This window comes from Streptomyces sp. PU-14G, assembly GCF_041028275.1.
Classification (GTDB): Bacteria; Actinomycetota; Actinomycetes; order Streptomycetales; family Streptomycetaceae; genus Streptomyces.
The window spans coordinates 24,352-44,662 of record NZ_JASKYT010000005.1; the positions used below are offsets into that span (position 1 = coordinate 24,352).

The window sequence follows — 20,311 nt, forward strand, 5'->3', positions numbered from 1 at the left end:
CTGGGGGTTTAAAACTCGCGCTGGCTGAATGTTCGGGACATGAGCGATGAGTAGTGGTGAGTTCTGAAGTCTCTGGTTGTGTGAACAGTAAGAGGCAGGAGACAACGAGGAAGCTGGTGGAGTCATGAACGTCGCGCGTGTACTGATGGTCGCGCCGGTCCGGGACCTCGACACAGCCGTCATCTGGTACGAACGGTTGCTGGGGCGTCCGGCGGACACTCGGCCGATGCCGTCGTTGGCCGACTGGCACCTCACGTCGGGTGGCTGGCTGCAGGTCTTCGAGGACTCCGCGCGCGCCGGTTCGACGCTGCTGAATATCGAGGTGTACGACCTGGACAGTGAGCTGGCCGGTCTCGTGGAGCGCGGTCTGACCACGGGGCCGGTGCTGACTGGTGGTGAGGTCACCCGGTTCGCTGCCTTGGACGACCCCGACGGCAACCGGGTCACGTTGCTGGAGAACCCTGTGGCTTGACCACCCCCCATGGCACACGGCTCGGCTTTGCGGACGGTCGGACTCGTTGGGACATCGCACCCGGCCGGATGCTGCGTCCGTCGGTAGACCTGGACCTGGCCTGGGTCTGCATTCGGACCGGGACGCGGGGCTGCTCGTACCGGACTGGTTGGGGCACGGGTCGGTGAGCAGCGTGCGCGGGCCGACGCCGACTGGACGGCCACCGCGTCGTCACCTACCGGCTCGCACACTCATGTGTGTGGGTTCGGGTCCGGTTGCGTGTGCGGGTTTCCCGAGGTCCGGGCCGGGCCGCTGGTGAGGTAGTGGGTGAGCATGGCGACGAGTTCGTTCTCGAGGCGTGTGGTGTCGGTCTGCTCGGGGGTGGCCATCATCTTGTGGACGACCATCTCGATCGTGGAGACGACGAGCCGGGCCGCCGTGTCGGTGTCGGCGACCCGTACTTCGGGGTGGTCGTGGAGCAGTCTGCTGGCGTAGGCGATGCGTTCGAGTTCGCTCCGTGCGATGCGTTCGAGCACGTCGGGGGCGCGAGGGCCCTGCTCCATCATCACGCGCAGCAGTTGCGGGTCTTCGCGGTGGTTGTCGATGGCTTGGCGCACGTGGAAGCGCATGATGCCTTCGAGGGGTGCCGGTGGCTCCTCGTCCTGGCCTGGGGGAGTGGCGGCCATGCCGGCGTCGAGGTGCCGGGTCAGCAACTCGACCAGGATCGCGTCCTTGTTGGGGTAGTACTGGTACAGCGATCCGATCGAGACCCGGGCCCGTTGCGCGATCCGGTTGGTGGTCCCTGCGGCGTACCCGTACTCGGCGAAAACGTGAGCAGCTGCGTCGAGGATGCGCTGCCGGGTCAGTTCGGCCCGGACCTGGCGGGGCTGTTTACGTGGCGCAAGTCCACGGCGGTCGGACGTCATGGAGCCTCCTGGCGAGGGGTGGGAAAGCGAGTAGCGCACGAGCTGAGTAATTGCTCACAATAGTGCCATGAACTGCGACGATGCGGGCGCCTGGCGTCCGAGGCCGCACCGCTGACCCGTACAAGGAAGGTGCCATGACGCATGCCCCGGCGCGCCCCCGCCGCGTCTCCGTGGACGAGGTACTGGCCCGGCTCGGGCCACCAGAACCCATGATCGAGGCGAAGGTGCGGGACCGCGTCGACGACTACATCCGCTTCTTCATCGCCCACTCACCCCTCGCGATGATGGCCACGGCCGACGCCGCCGGACGCGCCGACTGCTCGCCGCGCGGGGACTATCCGGGCTTCGTGAAGGTCCTCGACGAGCACACCGTCGCCCTGCCCGACCGCCCCGGCAACAAGATCGCCGACTCTTTCCGCAACCTTGCCGAGAACGACGGCGTGGGGCTGTGCTTCCTCATCCCCGGTGTACGTGAGGTCCTGCGCGTCAACGGCAGCGGTTACGTCACCGACGAACCCGAGGTGCTGGTGCGGATGCGCACCGAGGCCAAACAGCCCCAGTTCGCGATCGTCGTGTGGCCGAAGCCTACTTCCACTGCGGGCGGGCGCTGATCCGCTCCCGGCTGTGGGACCCCGCCAGCCAGGAACTGGCCGAGGGCCTGCCGTCACTCGGCGAGATCGCAGCCGCGCAGTTCGGCGTCGACCAGGACCCCGAACTGCTCGAACGAGCCCTCCAAAAGGGGTACCGCGAACTCTACTGACCACGCCGCACCGGCCGACAGAGGAAGAATCGATGCAACAGACCGTCGTCGAACACATCGACCGTCTCACCGAGGACATCGTCGCCCTCACCCTGCGCGCCACCAGCGGCGAACTCGCCTCCTGGGAGCCCGGAGCCCACATCGACCTGTCTGTACCGAACTGGCTGACCCGGCAGTACTCGTTGTGCGGGGACCCCGCCGACCAGGACGCCTATCGCATCGCCGTCCGCTACGATCCGCTCAGCCGCGGCGGCTCGGAATACCTCCACCGCTTCCTTCGCCCGGGCCGCGCCCTGAACGTGTCCCTGCCCCGCAACCACTTTCCCCTCGTCCGCGCCCCGCGGTACCTCTTCGTCGCCGGCGGAATCGGCATCACCCCCCTGCTGCCGATGCTGCGCGAGGCAGTGGCCGCCGGTCTCCCCGCCACCCTGCTGTATGTGGGCGCCTCAGTCGGCCGTATGCCCTTCGCCGACGAGTTGCGCCGCTCCTACAACGACCGGGTGCGGATCGTGGAGACGACACGGCAAGGCAGGCCGGACCTCACCGCCCTCGCGGCCACCCTGGAGCCGGACGCCCTGGTCTACTGCTGCGGCCCGGCCGGCATGCTGGCGGCGGCCGGCGAGGCCTTCCCCGCCGAGAGGCTGCACGCCGAACGGTTCCAGCCCGCCCCTCGCACCTTCGCCCCCGATACGGCCTTCGAAGCGGTATGCACCCGGTCTGCGGACACGGTCGCCGTGCCGGCCGGCGTCTCCCTGCTGGACGCTCTCGCTCACGCCGGACACCCCCTCCCGGCCGGATGTCGCGAGGGCGTGTGCGGCAGCTGCGACGTCGCCGTCCTGGACGGCGCCCCCGAGCACCGGGACGACATCGGCGCGCCCAAAGGCCGCATGTACGCGTGCGTGTCCCGCGCGCTGTCCCCCCGCCTCGTCCTCGACCTGTGAAGAGGTTTCCCGGACAGACCGCGGCCATCCCGGTGCGGTCTGTCCGCACCCCGCGCACCACGACACGTCCGCCACGCGGGAAGGCCGGCGCGGAGCTCCCACCTGTGAGCCGGCTCCTCTCCGACTACGAACAGCCGACAACGCCGTGACGTCGACGGCCGCGTGACTGACCTGATGCCGGCTTGCGCCACACGGAGATGTGCTCTGCCGGACTCTGGCTGAACGGGGCTTCGCCCCCGTCCGCGGCGCGACATCCCCGAGCGAGACCACGCACCGTCCCCGGGGCGGGACGCCCCCTCGTCCGGTCCCGACGGCGCACGCCAGTGCCCGGTCGCCTTCGGCGAGCTCTGCGAGGAAGGCAGGAGTCGGTGCGAGGACGGCGGCCGAGGACCTCGCGGTTTTCCCTCGGCCGCCGTAGCGGTCGGCGGTCGCGGGTGAGGCACCACCGGAGTGCGGTCAGCGGACGGCGAGGAGCGCGAGCGTGTCGAGCACGCGGTTCGAGAAGCCCCACTCGTTGTCGTACCACGCGACCACCTTGACGTGGCGGCCGTCGACACGGGTGAGGGACGAGTCAAAGACCGACGAGGCGGGGTTGCCCGTGATGTCGGACGACACGAGCGGGTCGTCCGAGTACTCGAGGACGTCGGCGAGCGGCCCCTGCGCCGCGGCGCGGTACGCCGCCAGCACGTCGTCGCGCGTCACGTCGCGGGCGACGGTGGTGTTGAGTTCGACGATCGAGCCCACTGGCACCGGCACGCGGATCGAGTCGCCCGACAGCTTGCCCTCGAGGTTCGGCAGGACGAGGCCGATCGCCTTGGCGGCGCCTGTCGTGGTCGGGACGATGTTGACAGCGGCGGCGCGGGCGCGGCGGGCGTCGCGGTGCGGGCCGTCCTGCAGATTCTGCTCCTGCGTGTAGGCGTGCACCGTCGTCATGAACCCGTGCTCGATACCGGCGAGTTCATCGAGGACAGCGGCCAGCGGTGCGAGCGCGTTGGTGGTGCAGGAGGCGTTCGAGACGACCGAGTGCGCGGCCGGGTCGTAGGCGTCGGTGTTGACCCCGAACGCGAGTGTGACGTCGGCGCCCTCCGACGGCGCGCTGACGAGTACCTTCTTCGCGCCCGCGTCGAGGTGGGCGCGGGCAGCCTTGGCCGAGGTGAAGCGGCCGGTGGCTTCCAGGACGAGGTCCACGCCGAGTTCGGCCCACGGCAGCTGTGCCGGCGTGCGTTCGGCCAGCACCGTGATCCGACGGCCGTCGACGACAAGGGCGTCACCGTCGGCGGTCACCGGGCGGCCGAGCCGGCCGGCCGTGCTGTCGTAGGCGAGCAGCCGGGCGAGAGCGGCGGGCTCGGTGAGGTCGTTGACGGCGACGACTTCGAGGGGGCTGTCGCGCTCCAGCAGCGCGCGCAGCACATTGCGTCCGATGCGGCCGAAGCCGTTGATGGCGATGCGCGTCATGAGTGAGGTCCCTTCCCTTCCGCACCAGGCTCGCCCGCGGCCGTGGCCGCTGACAGCGGTGGGAGCGCCAGGGTTCACAAGGATTCCGCCACGCCCGCCACAGCGCCACGTTGTCCGGGGCCGGGTCACTCGCCCCTGGTGAAAGTACGCCGGTACTCGCTCGGTGTGGTACCGAGGATGCGCTGGAAGTGCAGGCGCAGGTTCGCACCGGTGCCGAGCCCGACGGTGGCGGCGATGTGTTCGACGCCGCGCTGCGAGCGCTCGAGCAGTTCGCGGGCCAGGTCGATGCGGGCGCGCATCACCCACTGCATCGGCGTGTAGCCGGTTTCCTCGACGAAACGCCGCGAGAACGTGCGCGGCGAAACTCCCGCCTGCCGCGCCAGTATGCCGAGGGTGAGGGGCTCGCCGAGCCGGTGCAGCGCCCACTCGCGGGTGGCGGCGAACTGCTCGCCGAGCGGCTCGGGGACGCTGCGTGGCACGTACTGGGCCTGGCCGCCGCTGCGGTAGGGAGCCGCGACCAGACGCCGGGCCGCGTGGTTGGACGCGGCCACTCCGAGGTCGCCGCGCAGGATGTGCAGGCACAGGTCGATGCCGGAGGCGGCGCCGGCCGAGGTGAGCACGCTACCCTCGTCGACGAACAGCACGTTCTCGTCGACCTGGACGAGCGGATGCCTGGCCTCGAGTGCTCGCGTGTAGTGCCAGTGCGTCGTGGCGCGCCTGCCGTCGAGCAGGCCCGTGGCGGCGAGCGCGAAGGCGCCCGTCGAGATGGCGGCGAGCCGGGCGCCCCGGCCGTGGGCGCCGATCAGTGCGTCGACGACGTCCTGCGGCGGGTCGTTGCGGTCCGGGAAGCGGTACCCGGGGACGAAGACGATGTCGGCCCACGCAAGCGCGTCGAGGCCGTGGGCGACGTAGTACGCGAGGCCGTCGCCGCCGGACACGAGGCCGGGTGTCGCCCCGCACACCCGCACCTCGTACGGCATGCTGTCGCGGGTCGTGAAGACCTGCGCGGGAATCCCGATATCGAGCGGCTTCGCACCCTCCAGCACGAGAACGGCGACGCGACGCAGGTGGGGAGCTGGCACAAGGAGAGGTTAGCGGGGCGTGACGCCGATACGCCCACTGCGTCTCGCCCCCTGTACGCCGGGGAACGGTGCGAGGGCCCGGAGCAGCCGGCCACGTCCGCAGCCGGCTGTAGCCGCCTCGCCAGGCGCAACCAGCTAATCGGTCAGCGACGCCGCCAGCTCCTCCAATGCCGCCATCTGCTCCTGCATGCCGGCCTCCATGCCGGACTGGATGATCGCGTCACGTACGGCACGGTCCGGTACCTCGGTGAGCATCCACAGCGACGTGCGGCCCTCCTGCTCGGTGAAGACGGCGGTGTTCACCGCGGCGTTCCTTTCCGCCTCCTCCGCGGTCATCCCGGGCGCGCCCTCGAAGACCTCGGTCCAGACGAGACGCTCCTCCGGGACGATCTCGCGGTACTCGCCGTGGAAAGCGACCTCGGAGCCCCCGTCGACTGTCATGACGTACCGCCATGCGCCGCCGACCCGGAAGTCCATCTCGACCGTGTCCATCGTCCCGCGCTCGCCACACCACCAGCGCTTGACCAGTTCGGGTGTGGTCCACGCTCGGTAGACCAGTCGCCGGGGTGCGTCGAAGTCCCGGGTGATGAGGATCTGGTCGTCCGCCGGCAGGGTCAGGTTCGCGGTGCGGTTGCTGCTCATGGCGTGTTCTCCGTTCGCTCGTCGGGCGGTTCTTGACGTCTGAGCTCCTCGACGACGGTGTCCAGCCGGTCGAACCGCTCCGACCAGAACCGCTCGTATCGTGCGACCCAGTCGTGGATCGGCTTCAGTGCTTGGGCGTTGAGCCGGTAGAGCCGCCGCCTGCTGGCCTCCCGGACGTGCACAGCACCGACGTCCCGCAGGACGCGCAGGTGCTTGGAGACCTGCGGCTGCGACAGCCCCAGCTCCTCGACCAGGGCGGTGACGGACCGTTCGCCTTCGGTCAGGACATCGAGTATCCGTCGGCGCTGCGGCTCCGCCACCGCGTTGAACGTGTCTGTTGTTGTTGCGGCCCGTGCCATACCAGCCATCGTATGCCCATATCGGAATACGTCAAGAAGGTGTCGACCAGCGGGGAGGAGTAGCCGAGGAGCGGCCCAGGACCGGACACGGTGTCGCATGCGAAAACCGCAGCGGACGGGGGCGATGTGGTGGGCACGGTTCTGAGGCGAGCTTGTGAGCTTCGCCGCCGGCAGTCCCTCCCGGCAAGCGGGCACCGTGCCGCCCAGGTCTCATCAGTGGTGAGAGGGCAGCCGATGGCCGGCACCGGCCATCGGCAACGAGGTGGCTCTTGCTCCAGGCCCGTCGACGCCCACGTCCGCAGCCGGTCGGGAACGCTCTGTGGCGAACGAACAAGCTTAGGGCTTACTGGCGAGGAAGAGGACGAAAGCCGCACCGAGCGCAGCGCCGACCAGTTGTGCGACTGCTCGGGTCATCAGAGCAGAGCGCTTGCGGACTCCCCAATCCGGACCTGCGTAGATAGGTATATCCGTGATGCATTCTTCATCGTATTCGAAACGCATACCTTCGATCTCGCCCCTGCCATACTGCCCACCTGGCAGATGCCATGTGCCGTGACAGGAACCGCCCTGTTCGCAGCGGACGTATCCGTCGGTCTTCGTGTGATGGCCGGCGATGAACCGGTAGGTGTTCTTCCCGGCGAACCAGAGCGGCAGAGTGAGAAGACACAGGCAGACGACCACCACCAGCCGCTGCCACATTTTGAGCCCTCGTATCAGGCCAGCGCTCCACGACAACGCGCCCACGACGCCTCACCTCACATTCCGCGATCACCGGATCGGCCCTCAGGCGGCCGATGGCATGCCTGACACGTCAGGGCAGTCGCCGCGGGTCGGCTCCCGGAGGTTCCGCGGCTCTGCCAGAAGCCTCGGTCGTCGGGGAGGGATGAGTGATCCTTCACGTGGATACGCTGCGATAGGGCTACCGGACCATGCCGTAATCAACCGATCGGATGACATGGGGTCACCCACAGCAAGTTCCACCGGGCACAGCTCGGGAGCGTAGGCCGGTCATCGCTCCAGGGTGAGCCAGCCCTGTTCGGCGGCCAGGCCCGCATGGCCGGCTCCATTGGGGGACAGGCCGTCCCAGACCAGGACCACCCGCTCGCCGCGGTAGAACACCTTCACCTGTTCCAGAACCTCGACGAGCCCGGCGGTGTTGTCACTGCCGAATGCGAGAGGGAAACAGACTTGAGAGGGAAACAGAGGCGGGACCCGCGATCGAGAGACCCACTCGCTGGTGCGGGCGTCGTGGAAGACCGCCCAATCCCTCGGCGTGCAGCGTGCCGTCGGGTTCCGTGCCGGTCGGTTTTCACATGGTGCTTGCTGCCCCGACGGCTGCCGTCGATCGGCGAAGGTCCGGCGCGCGCCCCCTTTTCACGGCTCGGACACGCGAGCAGTCGACCGCGGCGGCGTCCCACTCCAGCAGCCCCGCCTCGTGGAGCTCAGCGAGGCGGAGCTCGTGCGGGCGGTCGCTCGACTTCGGCTGGCCCGGCCCAGCTACTCGTTACCGGCTGCCGAGGAGCCGGACGCTGGTCTCGGCCGCGTCTTTCAGGCCGCTGCCGGGGCCGAGCCGCAGACGGTAGTCGTCGGCGCGGCCCAGGGACGCGTAGTCGGGATGCCGCTCGCCCATCGGCTGGGCCGCCGCAGGAAGCTCCGCTCCGCAGGAAGCTCCGCTCCGAGGAGAGGGCCGTTACTGTGACTACATGCAGGCTGACTCCCTCTCACCCGCGAACCTCGCGTCGATGCCCAGGGCCGAGTTCGGCTTTCCCGGGCCCCTACGTGACCAGCTCGTCGCCGCGATCCTCAGCGGTTCCAAGACTTCCACGACAAGTCTTGTCATCGACTACGAGCATGAAAGCGAGCCCCTGCCGCGCGTGGGGAGCCGTTCGGTCGTCATCGACTCCGACGACCGACCGGTCGCCGTCATCGAGGTGACCGAGGTGCGCGTGGTCCCGCTGGCGCAGGTGGATCTCGACCATGTGGTGGACGAGGGAGAAGGGCACACCAGCGTGGCGGAGTGGCGGGAAGGCCACGAGCGGTTCTGGCACAGCGAGGAGATGCGTGCGGGCTTGGGGGAACCCGAGTTCACCGTGGACGATCGGACGCTCGCGGTCCTGGAACGCTTCCGCCTCATCACCGCCGACCTTCGCCCGGCTGGTTGACCAGCTTTCCCTGACGACCGACAGAGCCCCGTACGGGTTGCTCACACCGGGCCCCTGCCCACCATCAGGGGCGACCGGCCCCATGTCCGGCCATAGGTGGTGACCGACCCAGGCGCTGAGGGCGTGCTCGACTTGCCCCAGGGCCGCCGTTGCTCTGGAGGAAGCTGCGCGTTGATCCAGCTGCCGTCTGCCGAGCGGAGAAACGAGGCGAGATTCGCGCAGTCTCGCGGCACACCGAGGAGCCCCGGGGACGACGGCAGATCGTCACGAGGAAGCACACACTGACCACCGAGGCGGTCGCTGAAGCTGCCGAAACCTTCTGGCATAGGCCGCTTGTTGCGGGTCTCACGGATTCGTCGTGGCTGGTCGACCTCTCTCCACATCGTGATCCGTTCGAGTCGGTACATCCGTGCCACTCCGGCACAGTCGGCGACGAGGTGCCAGGTGCCCGCCTTGGCGAAGCGAGCGGTCAGTTGAGGATGATCGGATTGGTGAGTGCGGCGACGTCCCCGTTGGGATGGCGGACCTCGATGCGGACGAACGCCGAGTGCTCCTCTGTCGTGTCCCACCGGACCATGCCTGTCCCGTCAGCGGGGAGCGGGCGCCTGGTGGACCTTTCCTCGGTCGGTGTGAAAGCTGACGGTCCCCACCGGCACACCTCGTACTGCTGCCCGCACTGCCACCTGTCCACCATGAGTCGCGAGTCGTTCTCCTGCCCATTGCGGGCCGCCACGTGCCTGTGCCGATGTCTGCCGCGAGGCTCACCCCCACTCCGCCAAGGGGCGGCCTCGTTGTCAGCGTTCCAGGACCGGTCCGAAGCCCACAGGCCGTTCCGCACCTCCACCACGTCGAAGCCCCGGAAGGGAAACATGAAGACGCCCGACGGGTAGGGCGCGTGCGGGTGCGCGGCCACGGGATGGATGCCCAGTGCAAGCCAGTGCCCGGTCTTTGCAGGGCAAGCGGTTCCGTCGAACCACTGAGCATCATCTCAGCCAAAGGGCAGACTCAGATCTCATTCTGAAACGATCAGTAAAGCTGCCACCTTCAGTAGTCGTGTGCGGCAACACCCAAAAAACCAGGCCGCCGCCCGTGGTCGCAGACCCGCGTGATGTGAGTAGCACCTTGCGCGAAAGCGCGGCCGGCCCGTCAGCAGTGAGTGTTCCCGCGCCCGGACCCCTGAGCTGAGATGCCGGTCGAGTTGTCACGCGAAGTCACCCTCAGGTGAAGGAAACCGCTGGCTGGTTGTGGGCTGCCCGGTGGGGTTGTCCGTCTCGTGGGTGGCGGCCCAGGAAGCGAGCAGGCGCAGCCCTTCTTCGGAGGGGGAGCCGGGTTCGGCGGTGTAGATGGTCAGGGTGAGGCCGGGTTCGGCGGCCATGTCCAGGCCCTCGAAGGCGAGGGTGAGGTCGCCGACGAGAGAGTGGTGGAAGCGTTTGGTGCCGGTGCCGTGGTGGCGGACGTTGTGTGCGCCCCAGCGGGTACGGAACTCCTCACTTCGGGTGGACAGCTCGCCGACCAGGTCGTGCAGCTCCTTGTCGTGGGGCGCGCGGCCGGCCTCCGTACGGAGGATCGCGACGGCCATGTCGGCGAAGAGCTCCCAGTCGGGGTAGAAGCGCCGGGAGGCCGGGTCGAGGAAGTTGAAGCGCGCGAGGTTCTTCTGGTTGTGCGGGTCGGCGTAGATGTCGCTGTAGAAGGCGCGGGCGAGCGGGTTGGCGGCGAGGATGTCCATGCGGCCGTTGCGCACGAACGCGGGCCCGGCGGTGATCGCGTCGAGTGTCCACTGCAGGCTGCGGCGCGGGGTCCACTGCCGGGTGCCGGCGCGGCGGCGGGGGCGGGTGAGGGCGTCGGAGCCGTCAGCGGCCTGCGCCAGGTGCAGGAGATGCGCGCGCTCGGCCTCGTCGAGTTGGAGGGCACGGGCGACGGCTTCCAGGACGGCCGGTGAGACGCCGCCGAGGTTGCCGCGCTCCAGCTTGGCGTAGTACTCCACGCTCACATCGGCCAGGGCCGCGACCTCGCTTCTGCGCAGCCCCGGAACGCGCCGCCGGGGCCCGGAGGGCAGCCCTGCCTGCTGCGGGCTGACCTTGGCTCGCCGCGAAGTGAGGAACTCGCGGACCTCTTCACGGTTGTCCACACCTACGACGGTACGGCTTTCACGGGGAGGGAGGGGTGTACTGCCGGTACACCCCTCATCAGTAACTCGCTACCCGCGCGAGACGGGGGTTCTCTGGAGGACGTGGCGCTCGATGTCCGGCCCCGGACCACAGGGGCGGTCCGAGAGCCCGCCCGAGGCCGAGCGGACGGGTGAGGTCGTCGTCGCCTGCCCCGGAGGGACAATCGCATCCGGCGACATGTCGCCACTCTCCGTATTCAGACACCCTCAGTAGGCAAGGAACCCCCCTCTCATGCGCGGAGGAGTCCTCCACGCCCCCGGCGATGTGTGCCCCTGGCCGCGCTCACCCTGGCCGCGCTCGCCCTGTGCGGGCTCGCACCAGGCCTCACGGGGCGTGACTCAACAGACAGTCTCGGACCGACTGGGCGTGGCTCAGCACACAGTCTCGGACCGACTGGGTGCGGCCCAGCACACGTTCTCGGACCGACCAGGCGAGGTCGAGACCTCGGCGCCGGCTGCCACGGCCTCGTTCCGGCACTGATCCGCCCACCTGTTCCTCAATCTCCTCCCGGAAGGCACCTATGAACACCACCTATGACTTCACCGGCCGGGTCGCGTTCGTCACCGGCGCCGCCTCCGGCATCGGACGCGCCACCGCGCTGTCCTTCGCCCGCGCCGGAGCCCACGTGGCCCTCGTCGACCTTGCCGCCTCAGGTCTTGAGGAGACCGCGCGGCTCGTCACCGACGGCGGTGGCCAGGCCCTCGCCGTGACCTGCGACGTGACCAGAGAGGAGGACGTCCAGGCAGCCGTGGACTCGACCGTGGAGCGCTTCGGTCGCCTGGACGTCGCCTTCAACAACGCAGGGGTCGAACAGGCCGTCCAGTCGGCAGCCGAGACCGCCAAGGCCGACTGGGACCGCATCGTCGGTGTCAGCCTCACCGGCATGTTCCTGTGCGCGCGGGCCCAGATCCGGCAGATGCTCCGCCAGGGCGGCGGCGCCCTCGTCAACGTCTCCTCGGGCGCCGGGGTCAAGGGATTCCAGGGGCAGGCCGCCTACGCCGCCGCCAAGCACGGCGTCATCGGCTTCACCCGTTCCGCCGCCCTCGACCACGCCGCCGACGGCATCCGCCTCAACGCCGTGTGCCCTGGAATCGTCGACACAGAGATGATCCGCCGCTTCGGCGACACCCGCCCCGGCGGTCGCGCAGGGCTCGTCGCCGACGAACCCGTCGGCCGCCTGGGCAGGCCCGAGGAGATCGCCTCTGCCGTGCTGTGGCTGTGCTCCGATGACGCCGCCTTCACCACCGGCACCGCGCTCGTCGTCGACGGCGGCCAGACCGTCTGACCCGCCGACTACCGGCGAAGGAATCACCCGCATGAACCTGCCGACATGCTCGCCAGGGAAGAACTCGCCCCCGAGGCCGCCGCAGCGGACGCCCCCATCGGACGCCCTCATCGGCCGGCCCCATCAGCCGCTTGGCACCGCCGAGGAGATCGCCCAGGCCGTCCTGTGGCTCAACAGCCCCGCCGTCGGCTACGTCGTCCGCGTCGCTCTCCCCGTCGGCGGCGGCTACGTCGCCCGATGAGATCCCGGGCCCCGGCCGGAGAGCCCGCAGCAGTCAGGGCGCGGCCCTCCAACCCGCCGCAAGCTCGCTCTTCAGCCTCGCGTGAGGTCGAGTTGCGGCGCGCTACCTGACACGGGCACCAAACGAAAACTCAGTGGTCCTGAGCTTTGTGGACGGTTCGGCGCAGCAGGGCGAGGAAGAGGGCCTTCTCCTCGGAGGTGAGGGGATCGAGTAGTTGCTCGCTGACGGCTACGACCGCGGGAGCCAGCCGGGTGGCCAGCGCCCGGCCGTTGTCAGTGACGTGGACCAGTTTCCGGCGCCGGTCATTGCTGTCGCGGGTGATGTCGACGAGCCCGCGTTGGTCCAGCCGGTCGAGCAGGGGAGCGGCCGTGGACTTGTCGAGGTGGGCGAGGGCGCCGAGGGTGCCTTGATCCATGGGGCCGCGGGTGTGCAGCAGGCTGAGGACCGTGAACTGAGGCCCGGTCAGTGACTGGTGGACTTGTTCGTGCCACAGGCGTGTGTGCACCTGGTTCAGCTGGCGGGCCAGCGGGCCGAGGCCGCTGAGTGCGGCGAGCAGATCGGTAGGGGTCTCGGTGTCCTGAGACGTGTCCACTGCCGCTCCTCCGTTTGTTTAGGACGTGTACGTACTATACCGTTGACGCGTTAGGACGTACACGTCCTAATACTGTGGCGGAGCGGGAGGTGTGCGGTATGAAGCTCGTGGTGGCGATGACCGGTGCGACAGGCGCCCCCATCGGGGTGCGCCTGCTGGAGGCGCTGGGCGAGTTGGGCGCCGAGACGCATCTGGTCGTCAGCCGCTGGGCCCGGGCCACGCTCGCACAGGAGACCGGGCTCACGGTGCGCCAGGTGCAGGCGCTCGCTTCGGTGTGCCACAGCCCCGACGACCAGGGCGCGCCGATCTCGAGCGGGTCCTTCCGAGTGGACGGCATGATTGTCGTGCCGTGCAGCATGAAGACGCTTGCCTCGATCCGAACCGGTTACGGGGAGGGACTGATCGGGCGCGCGGCGGACGTGACGCTCAAGGAGCGGCGCCGTCTGGTCCTGATGGCCAGGGAGACTCCGCTGTCGGCCGTGCACCTGGAGAACATGCTGGAGATGACACGGCTGGGTGCCGTTGTCATGCCGCCGATGCCTGCGTTCTACAACCGGCCGGCAACCGTCGACGACATGGTCGAGCACCTCGTGGTGCGCATTCTCGACCAGTTCGACCTGGACATGCCCACCGCCAAGCGGTGGCAGGGCATGCGGGCCGCCGCGCATGAGGGCGGGAACTCCGTCCACCCGGCGCCACGGACGGCCCCGCCGCCAGTGTGACCTTCGGGCACGACGCTCCGTTGCACAGGCGCCCCCCGCCCCGCCGTCCGCCGGGGCGGCTCGCGGCGCGGGCGGACGGCCGCACCCGCTCCGTCCCGATCGGCTCCTGGCGCTTTACGCGCTGCCGGTCACCTCGTCTCCCTTCCGTAGGAAAGGTATCGCCATGACACAGCGCGGTAGCGCCCTCAACTTCCGTGACTTCGTCCGGGAACTGCTCGCCGCTGGCGACGCGGTCGACATCCGTACGCCGGTCAGCCCCTCGCTCGAAGCCGGTGCCATCACCCGCCGCGTCTACGAGACCAACGGACCCGCCCCGCTGTTCGGCAACCTCACCGAGGGCGACCCCGGATTCCGCATCCTCGGGGCACCTGCCGGCCTGAGCAGCCTCCCGGGAGGGATGTACGGTCGTCTCGCCGCGCACTTCGGCCTGCCGCGGAGCACTGCGCCGCGAGAGCTCGTCGAGCACCTCGTGGCAGCCATGCACGCGGACCCGGTCCCTCCCCGTGTGGTGGGCGATGGCCCCTGTAAGGAGAACGTCCTCACTGGCGACGACGTCGACCTGGAACGTTTTCCCGTACCGCTGCTGCACGAACAAGACGGTGGCCGCTACTTCGGCACCTACGGCTTCCATGTGGTCCGCACCCCCGACGGCGCGTGGACGAGCTGGTCCGTCGCGCGCACCATGCTCAACACACGCAACACCCTGGTGGGTCCCGCCATGCCGCAGCAGCACATCGGCATGATCCATCAGATGTGGCGGGACAAGGGCGAGCGAACCCCCTGGGCGATGGTGCTCGGCGCCCCGCCCGCGGCCCTGGCTGCCGCGGGCATGCCGCTGCCCGCACACGTCAGTGAGGACGGCTACGTCGGCGCACTGGCCGGCAGCGCCGTCGAGGTGGTGCGCACGGAGTCGGGCGGCCTCTACGTCCCGGCCAACGCCGAGATCGTACTCGAAGGCTGGATCAGCCCCGACGAGACGGCGCCCGAGGGCCCGATGGGCGAGTACCACGGTTACGCCTTCCCCGAAGGCAAGCAGCAGCCGGTCTTCCACGTCGAGAGGGTGACGTACCGCGACAACCCCATCCTCCCCATCTGCGTGGCGGGCCTGCCGCCGGAGGAGAACCACACGATCTGGGGAACGATGATCTCGGCCACGAGCCTGGACGTGCTGCGCTCGAACGGCCTGCCGGTCTCGATGGCCTGGTGCTCGTACGAGGCCGCGACCTGCTGGATCGTCCTCGCCCTCGACGTCGAACGACTCGCCCGCACGCAGATGACCGAGCGGGAGCTCGCCGACACCGTGGCCGAGGTCTTGTTCGGCTCGCACACCGGCTGGCTCGTGCCCAAGGTCCTCCTTGTCGCCGACGACATCGACGTCACCGACATCCGTCAGGTGGCCTGGGCCATGGCGACGCGCTACCACCCCGGCACGGGCGAGTACGTCTACCCGGACGCGCCCGGCATCCCGATGGTCCCGTACCTCACCGCAGAGGAGGCGCGCACCGGCAGGGGAGGCAAGTCCGTCACCAGCTGCCTGCTGCCCGAACAGCTCACGGGACATACCCCGGGCATCGCCGCGTGCTTCGACAACTCCTACCCGGAGGATGTACGCACCCGCGTCCTTGACAACTGGGCCGAGTACGGTTTTTCCGAGGTCCGCTGAGCGACCAGGCGCCCATGTGCGCGTCATCGCCTTCGCCCGCGATGCGCCGGCCGCCGGCGTGTGGCCATGACGAACCAGCAGCGTCCTCAACAAGAGGCCGGACACCGGGCGTTCACCCCGCGTCGGCCGGGGCGCACTCGCAGAGGCCCGGCGCGGTGACGTGCCGAGGCGGCGGGCGGGAGACCCCCGAGCTGCCCGGCTCGTTCGGCGCATCGCTTGACCTCAACTGCGCTTCAAGTCGAAACATGGCGTGCGAGTCCGCCGGCGTCCCACGGCGTCCGCATGACAGGGAAGACCGGCCACAGGAAAGGAAGTGCTCGATGCTGACGGTCGAGGTCTGGTCCGACATCGTCTGCCCCTGGTGTTATTTGGGGAAACGCCGTTGGGAAAGGGCGATGGCCGGTTTCCCGCACGCTCAGGAAGTCAACGTCGTCTGGCGCGCCTTCGAACTGCGCAGGAACCAGCCGCGCCTTCCCGGGGGCCGGCTGTCGGAGCTCATGACCGCCAACTACGGCATGCAACCCTCCGAGATCGCCGAGGTCTTCGACACAATCCGTGCGCTCGGTGTACAGGAAGGCATCACCCTGCGCCCTGAGCAGGTGCGTCCCGTGAATTCCTTCGACGCGCACCGGATCTGCCTGCTCGCCGCCGACGCCGGTGCCGGCGCGACCATGCTCGACATTCTCTTCCACGCCTATCACGCCGAGACCCGCAATATCGCCGATCACGGTGTCCTGCGGGAACTGGCCGCTGAGGCCGGCCTGCCGGACGGAGAGGTGGCGGCGGTGCTGAGCGGAGACCGGTACGCCCATGATGTACGTGCGCAGGAGGAAGCGGCCCGTGCCGCCGGCGTGACCTCGGTGCCGTCCTTCGTGGTCGACGGGCGGCAGGTCCTGCACGGCGTGGCGGAGGCCGAGAACATGCTGGCGATGCTGAACGAGGAATGGGAGCGGAAGACCCCGCCCGGTGACGGACACGCTCCCCGGACGGCCTGACCTCCACGCCGGCCGCCGCCCGCCGGTGGTTCCCCGATACACCGTCACGCCTGTCACGTGGCGTCCCCGGAAGGGACTCGGGCAGGCCGTGCTCGCGCTGCCCGCGCTCACGAACGCGCTGAGCACGACGGACCTGAACGTCGCGGTGCCGCATTTGAGTGACTACTTGGGCCCACCGGCGGGCAGCTGCTGTCAGCCATCGATATCCAAGGATTCCGCATCGCCGAACTGCTGATCACCATGGGCACCGTCGGCGACCGCAGCGAACGCCGGTGTTCTCGCGTCACTCCTGGGCAGGATGCGGGGAGTCTGTTCCTGTCGTGACTCCCGGGCTCTCCCTCCTGCTCATCCCATCGTGGCCCTGTACGGGGCTCCGCCCATCGGTGTGCGCTCCTGCTCGCTGTTCGATACGCAGCATGAAGCTGACCACGGCGCATCCGAGGGCACCGGTCACCATCATGGCGACATGCCCCAGCTGGCGGACGTGCCGGGTGTTGCACTCGACGGTGTCCAGGTGCGGGGCTTCCGGCGCCACGAGCGGTCCGCACGAAGGGTCGTCGTCTGTGGCCCCTTCGGCCTTGACCGGAAGGAAGAGCAGGACCATGGCCACCACGACCAGCGTGAGCGCCAACCCAGCGAGAAAACGGGCCAGACTCGTCACTGGTGGTACCGAACTCACCGGTCCGATCCCTTCAGCATCCGCCGCCATGTGCACCCCTTGCCGTCGCTCCCCACCCATACCTTGAGCTTATGGCAGCGCTCACGGCTCGACACCCCGAACCGGTGCGTCCGGTTTCCGCGGCTGCTGGGACCGCCCGCGCAGGTTCGCCGGACGCTTCTTTCCTGCCGCATACCCCGGACACTCCTGGTATGCCGCCTATCCGAGGTGTCCGAGCGGTGGGTCCACCGCCTCCGCCTCGGAGAGCACGTGACCCCACGGCCCAACCCCGGCTCCACCTCGGGGCGCGGCGCGCCCGCTGCCCGACGCCGCCCGGCTGCCCAACGGCCTACTGCGCCGCCTCGGGCTCCGGCATACCGTCGCCACTCTCACCCCGACGCCATCGGTCATCAGGCGAGACTGGGGGAGTGGTGGGGCCGGGAAATGCACCACCACTTCGCACACCAGCCTGCTCCGCGCGCAGCTGGCCCACCGGGGAGCGGGTGTACTCCAGTCCGGGGCGAACTACCGGCAGCACGTGATCGACCTCGAGGTCGCGCACCGCCGACCGGACGACCCGCGTACGGTCGAGGAGGCCCGTGCCGAGATCGCGGGGATCATGGACGGACGTGCGAGGGAGGACCGGCCGTACGTCTTCATCGGACTGCCGAGTGCCATCACCGGCCCGTACGACGACGTCACCCTGCCCGCCTGGGCCCAGCAGCCCGTCTGGGAACTGGAGCTACCTGGTGACCCCGGACGAACTGGAACAGTATCGCGACCCCGAGGGCTTCCTGCGCCTGGCGCTGACGGCCGAGGTCAACGGGCAGGTGGTCGGCGAAGATCTGCTGTCCAACATGAGCTGGACGTTCGAGGAGATGGTGGCCTACGCCTCACGCGGCACGCGCGTCGTCCCAGGTGACGTACTGGGCTCCGGAACCTGCGGCAATGGTGGCTGTCTCGCCGAACTGTGGGGACTACGCGGCGAACGGACTCCGCCCCCACTCAAGCCCGACGACAGGGTCACGCTCACTGTCGAGGGGATCGGCATCCTCTCCAACACGGTGATCCCCGGTCCCGACCCCGTAGCACTGCCGGCGGGGCGCCGCCGCCGGCGCGAATGGCCGTGACCGGGTCGCAACCCCGACCGGGGCCGCCGACGCGACCCGCCCCGCCCGGCTTCGACCGACACGTCTCCCGCCGCAGCGACGTCGTCGCGCGCTGCTGCAGCACCGTCGAGTAGTGGCTAAGGCTGTCTGCTTGACAGCTCGCGAATTTCGTTTGACTGAGCGTCCCGCTTGCCGGACGCGCGCTGGTTTCTCCGAGGGTGTGCGTTCTGGCTGACGCACGGGTGAGACCGTCAGTCGCCGGCCCCTGGCCGGTCGACGCGGTAGAGGTAGTGGGCCGGGTCATCGATTGGATTGTCCGGCTCCAGGTCTCCGGTCCCCACCCGGTGTAGCCCCGCCTGCTCGAGCGCCCGCCACGAAGGGCGGTTGGCTGCCACCACCGGGACGAGGACGCACGGTGCGGACGGGTACTCGGCCCAGATCCGCACAATGGCGGCGTGGATCATCGCTGTCCCGATGCCCTGGCCGGTCTGGCGGGGATCGCCGATCAGGTAGTCGATGGTCATCGCGTCGTCAGGTACAGGGACGATGGCTGCCAGCTCGGACAGGTACTCGGGGTAGTCGAGCAGGCGTGAACACTGGACGAGACCGACGGGACGGCCTTCGAGGAAGGCGAGGAGATCCTCCGAGGGCTCCTCGCCTCGGGCGGCGGGGCCGAAGTCGCGTGCTACCGCTTCCGCTGTGGTCTCATGATTCCACCACCGCTTCACATGCGGTTGCTTCAGCCACATCCGCAGCAGAGGGAAGTCCTGCTCCTCGATCCGACGCCACGTGATCTCCATGAGGACCGCTCCGGAACGCTCTCGGGTCCTCGCAGGCTACGTGCTGCGCGGACCGTGTCCAAGGGCCGCATCAACCCAAGCCTGGTCGCCTGGGTGCTGCCCCGCGAAGGAGGCGCCGACGGGAGACGTCAGCTATCGGCAGTGGGTCAGCCATCGGGAGCGGGTCAGCTATTCAGGAGCGGGTCAGCTGGTATGAGCCTTCTGAGAGGCATATGCGGTCGTGGCTGTCGATGTGGACATCCATGTGGGGCGGGACGTTCCGCAGGTAGGAGTAGGCGGATTGGCTGAATCTGACCTTCCCGTTGCCGAGATGGGTGATGCCTTGCGGCTCGTCGAGACCGGCGAGCCAGCTTGCGCTGGCCTCATCCATGTTGGCGGTGTACGCCATGGCGGATCTCCAAGCTATCGCAGCTGATGCGGTCACGGCGGCAACCACCGATGCCAGGAGGGTCTCTTTGTGCCTCATCGTGCACTCACCTTCGATGGCGCCCACTTCGTGAGCACAAAAGCTATGGTTCGCCCATGAGGGAGTCAATATGGCGTTCCGGCGTGATGTCGGTGCGGATCCGGCTCCCGCGCCGGACCTCGGTGGCCAGCTTGCCGGACAGACGTGGGCGCAGCCCAGTGAGCGGGGCCGGTCAGGACGGTTCAGAGGCCGTGATCGCAGCAGCCGCAGCTGGATCGTCTCGGGGGGTCGACGGCATGGCACGATGACCGCCATGTCAGGTCAGGTCTGGGTGTCACTCATATCGTTGGGCGGCGTTGTCCTCGGCGGCATGTTGTCCTACCTCGTCCAGCACCGGACCCAGCTCTCGGCGGAACGCGCTGAACAGCAGCGACAGCAGATCGCCTTGTCAGAGACCCGGCGTGCCGAACGGCTGGCCCTGTTGGAGCGGTTCGTCGAGGTGGCGGCCGAGGCCGAACGCTCCGCGTTCAGCCGGCCTTCCGCGTGGGTGGACACCGACGCCTGGTTCCTCAATACCCAGGACGTCATGAACAGGCTGTGGGTCGCGGAGCGGCTCGTCCGTATCCAGTTTCCCTTGCCCGTGCACGACGCGGCACGCGCGTACTTCCTCGATCTCAACAGGACGGTGTGGGAGGGGTTGCCCGACGGCGAGAGCGTGCGGGACTACCTGGAGGACAACCGGCTGGCGTTTCTGGACGCGGCCCGCGCAGTCATGGGGTAGCGCACTGCCAACCGCGGAGACCTTCTACGGGACGGTCTTCAGAGTCGCTTCAGAGCCGCTTCAGAAGGGGCTGCGGCACGGGGCGGCACCCGGCGACACGGGGCGGCACGGTG

The 20,311-nt window shown here is 69.0% G+C and carries 20 protein-coding genes and 6 pseudogenes; 12 read left to right on the forward strand and 14 right to left on the reverse strand.

The window, feature by feature from the left end:
• The first annotated feature begins 124 nt into the window (after positions 1-124).
• Positions 125-472: a VOC family protein gene (locus AB8Z75_RS01275; protein WP_369199440.1), complete on the forward strand. Its 348-nt coding sequence runs from the start codon at positions 125-127 to the stop codon at positions 470-472.
• Positions 473-702: 230 nt separating this feature from the next.
• Here AB8Z75_RS01275 and AB8Z75_RS01280 read toward each other — a convergent pair whose 3' ends face one another.
• Positions 703-1,377, reverse strand: coding sequence for a TetR/AcrR family transcriptional regulator (locus AB8Z75_RS01280; protein ID WP_369199441.1), 675 nt, complete (start codon positions 1,375-1,377; stop codon positions 703-705).
• A gap of 134 nt (positions 1,378-1,511) precedes the next feature.
• Here AB8Z75_RS01280 and AB8Z75_RS01285 point away from each other — a divergent pair.
• Both AB8Z75_RS01285 and AB8Z75_RS01290 read left to right on the forward strand, forming a co-directional pair.
• Positions 1,512-2,137: pseudogene (locus AB8Z75_RS01285) on the forward strand (MSMEG_1061 family FMN-dependent PPOX-type flavoprotein).
• 32 nt (positions 2,138-2,169) lie between these two features.
• Complete coding sequence (locus AB8Z75_RS01290) at positions 2,170-3,078, forward strand: 2Fe-2S iron-sulfur cluster-binding protein (protein WP_369199442.1); 909 nt, start codon at positions 2,170-2,172, stop codon at positions 3,076-3,078.
• A gap of 267 nt (positions 3,079-3,345) precedes the next feature.
• On the opposite strand, the pseudogene AB8Z75_RS01295 reads toward AB8Z75_RS01290, so the two are convergent.
• From AB8Z75_RS01295 to AB8Z75_RS01330, 8 genes and pseudogenes are all read right to left on the reverse strand, one after another.
• Positions 3,346-3,507 (reverse strand): annotated as a pseudogene (locus AB8Z75_RS01295) (SAM-dependent methyltransferase); the annotation flags it as partial.
• 27 nt (positions 3,508-3,534) lie between these two features.
• Positions 3,535-4,533, reverse strand: coding sequence for a type I glyceraldehyde-3-phosphate dehydrogenase (gene gap, locus AB8Z75_RS01300; protein WP_369199443.1), 999 nt, complete (start codon positions 4,531-4,533; stop codon positions 3,535-3,537).
• A 125-nt stretch (positions 4,534-4,658) separates the two neighbouring features.
• Positions 4,659-5,615 (reverse strand): GlxA family transcriptional regulator, encoded by a 957-nt coding sequence (locus AB8Z75_RS01305; protein ID WP_369199444.1) that lies wholly within the window; start codon positions 5,613-5,615, stop codon positions 4,659-4,661.
• A 135-nt stretch (positions 5,616-5,750) separates the two neighbouring features.
• Positions 5,751-6,257, reverse strand: coding sequence for an SRPBCC family protein (locus AB8Z75_RS01310; RefSeq protein WP_369199445.1), 507 nt, complete (start codon positions 6,255-6,257; stop codon positions 5,751-5,753).
• The gene (locus AB8Z75_RS01315; RefSeq protein WP_369199446.1) at positions 6,254-6,616 is read right to left on the reverse strand and encodes an ArsR/SmtB family transcription factor; all 363 of its coding nucleotides are present in this window, start codon (positions 6,614-6,616) and stop codon (positions 6,254-6,256) included. The genes AB8Z75_RS01310 and AB8Z75_RS01315 overlap by 4 nt, the downstream gene beginning before the upstream one ends.
• Before the next feature lie 336 nt (positions 6,617-6,952).
• The gene (locus tag AB8Z75_RS01320; RefSeq protein ID WP_369199447.1) at positions 6,953-7,360 is read right to left on the reverse strand and encodes a hypothetical protein; all 408 of its coding nucleotides are present in this window, start codon (positions 7,358-7,360) and stop codon (positions 6,953-6,955) included.
• Between the two features lie 566 nt (positions 7,361-7,926).
• A pseudogene (locus AB8Z75_RS01325) lies at positions 7,927-8,078 on the reverse strand (IS5/IS1182 family transposase); the annotation flags it as partial.
• A 42-nt stretch (positions 8,079-8,120) separates the two neighbouring features.
• A complete protein-coding gene (locus tag AB8Z75_RS01330; RefSeq protein WP_369199448.1) occupies positions 8,121-8,246 on the reverse strand; it encodes a hypothetical protein in 126 nt (41 codons plus the stop codon).
• A gap of 73 nt (positions 8,247-8,319) precedes the next feature.
• On the opposite strand from AB8Z75_RS01330, the gene AB8Z75_RS01335 reads away from it, so the two are divergent.
• Positions 8,320-8,778, forward strand: a complete 459-nt coding sequence (locus AB8Z75_RS01335; protein ID WP_369199449.1) for an ASCH domain-containing protein — start codon at positions 8,320-8,322, stop codon at positions 8,776-8,778.
• A 1,201-nt stretch (positions 8,779-9,979) separates the two neighbouring features.
• On the opposite strand, the gene AB8Z75_RS01340 is transcribed toward AB8Z75_RS01335, so the two are convergent.
• Positions 9,980-10,906, reverse strand: a complete 927-nt coding sequence (locus AB8Z75_RS01340; protein ID WP_369199450.1) for a helix-turn-helix transcriptional regulator — start codon at positions 10,904-10,906, stop codon at positions 9,980-9,982.
• 560 nt (positions 10,907-11,466) lie between these two features.
• Between AB8Z75_RS01340 and AB8Z75_RS01345 the strand changes: the two genes are divergently transcribed.
• Positions 11,467-12,231 carry a glucose 1-dehydrogenase gene (locus AB8Z75_RS01345; protein ID WP_369199451.1) on the forward strand — a complete coding sequence of 255 codons (765 nt, stop codon included), beginning with the start codon at positions 11,467-11,469 and terminating at the stop codon, positions 12,229-12,231.
• A 130-nt stretch (positions 12,232-12,361) separates the two neighbouring features.
• Positions 12,362-12,472 (forward strand): annotated as a pseudogene (locus AB8Z75_RS01350) (oxidoreductase); the annotation flags it as partial.
• Positions 12,473-12,602: 130 nt separating this feature from the next.
• On the opposite strand, the gene AB8Z75_RS01355 reads toward AB8Z75_RS01350, so the two are convergent.
• On the reverse strand, positions 12,603-13,064 hold the full coding sequence (locus tag AB8Z75_RS01355) for a MarR family winged helix-turn-helix transcriptional regulator (RefSeq protein WP_369199452.1): 462 nt from the start codon (positions 13,062-13,064) through the stop codon (positions 12,603-12,605).
• Between the two features lie 98 nt (positions 13,065-13,162).
• Here AB8Z75_RS01355 and AB8Z75_RS01360 point away from each other — a divergent pair, with 98 nt between their 5' ends.
• The 3 genes from AB8Z75_RS01360 to AB8Z75_RS01370 all read left to right on the forward strand — a co-directional run bounded on the left by AB8Z75_RS01360 (position 13,163) and on the right by AB8Z75_RS01370 (position 16,444).
• The gene (locus AB8Z75_RS01360) at positions 13,163-13,786 is read left to right on the forward strand and encodes a UbiX family flavin prenyltransferase (RefSeq protein WP_369199453.1); all 624 of its coding nucleotides are present in this window, start codon (positions 13,163-13,165) and stop codon (positions 13,784-13,786) included.
• Positions 13,787-13,949: 163 nt separating this feature from the next.
• Positions 13,950-15,449: a UbiD family decarboxylase gene (locus tag AB8Z75_RS01365; RefSeq protein WP_369199454.1), complete on the forward strand. Its 1,500-nt coding sequence runs from the start codon at positions 13,950-13,952 to the stop codon at positions 15,447-15,449.
• 320 nt (positions 15,450-15,769) lie between these two features.
• Positions 15,770-16,444 (forward strand): DsbA family oxidoreductase, encoded by a 675-nt coding sequence (locus AB8Z75_RS01370; protein WP_369199455.1) that lies wholly within the window; start codon positions 15,770-15,772, stop codon positions 16,442-16,444.
• Between the two features lie 283 nt (positions 16,445-16,727).
• Here the strand turns inward: AB8Z75_RS01370 and AB8Z75_RS01375 are convergent, their stop codons facing one another.
• Positions 16,728-17,105: a hypothetical protein gene (locus tag AB8Z75_RS01375; protein ID WP_369199456.1), complete on the reverse strand. Its 378-nt coding sequence runs from the start codon at positions 17,103-17,105 to the stop codon at positions 16,728-16,730.
• Positions 17,106-17,607: 502 nt separating this feature from the next.
• Here AB8Z75_RS01375 and AB8Z75_RS01380 point away from each other — a divergent pair.
• Positions 17,608-17,847, forward strand: a pseudogene (locus tag AB8Z75_RS01380) (fumarylacetoacetate hydrolase family protein); the annotation flags it as partial.
• Positions 17,846-18,232: pseudogene (locus AB8Z75_RS01385) on the forward strand (fumarylacetoacetate hydrolase family protein); the annotation flags it as partial. The pseudogenes AB8Z75_RS01380 and AB8Z75_RS01385, both read left to right, overlap by 2 nt.
• Positions 18,233-18,462: 230 nt before the next feature.
• Here AB8Z75_RS01385 and AB8Z75_RS01390 read toward each other — a convergent pair.
• A complete protein-coding gene (locus AB8Z75_RS01390; protein WP_369199457.1) occupies positions 18,463-19,011 on the reverse strand; it encodes a GNAT family N-acetyltransferase in 549 nt (182 codons plus the stop codon).
• Between the two features lie 172 nt (positions 19,012-19,183).
• Positions 19,184-19,381: a hypothetical protein gene (locus AB8Z75_RS01395; protein WP_369199458.1), complete on the reverse strand. Its 198-nt coding sequence runs from the start codon at positions 19,379-19,381 to the stop codon at positions 19,184-19,186.
• 340 nt (positions 19,382-19,721) lie between these two features.
• On the opposite strand from AB8Z75_RS01395, the gene AB8Z75_RS01400 reads away from it, so the two are divergent.
• A complete protein-coding gene (locus AB8Z75_RS01400; protein ID WP_369199459.1) occupies positions 19,722-20,198 on the forward strand; it encodes a hypothetical protein in 477 nt (158 codons plus the stop codon).
• Positions 20,199-20,311 lie beyond the last annotated feature (113 nt).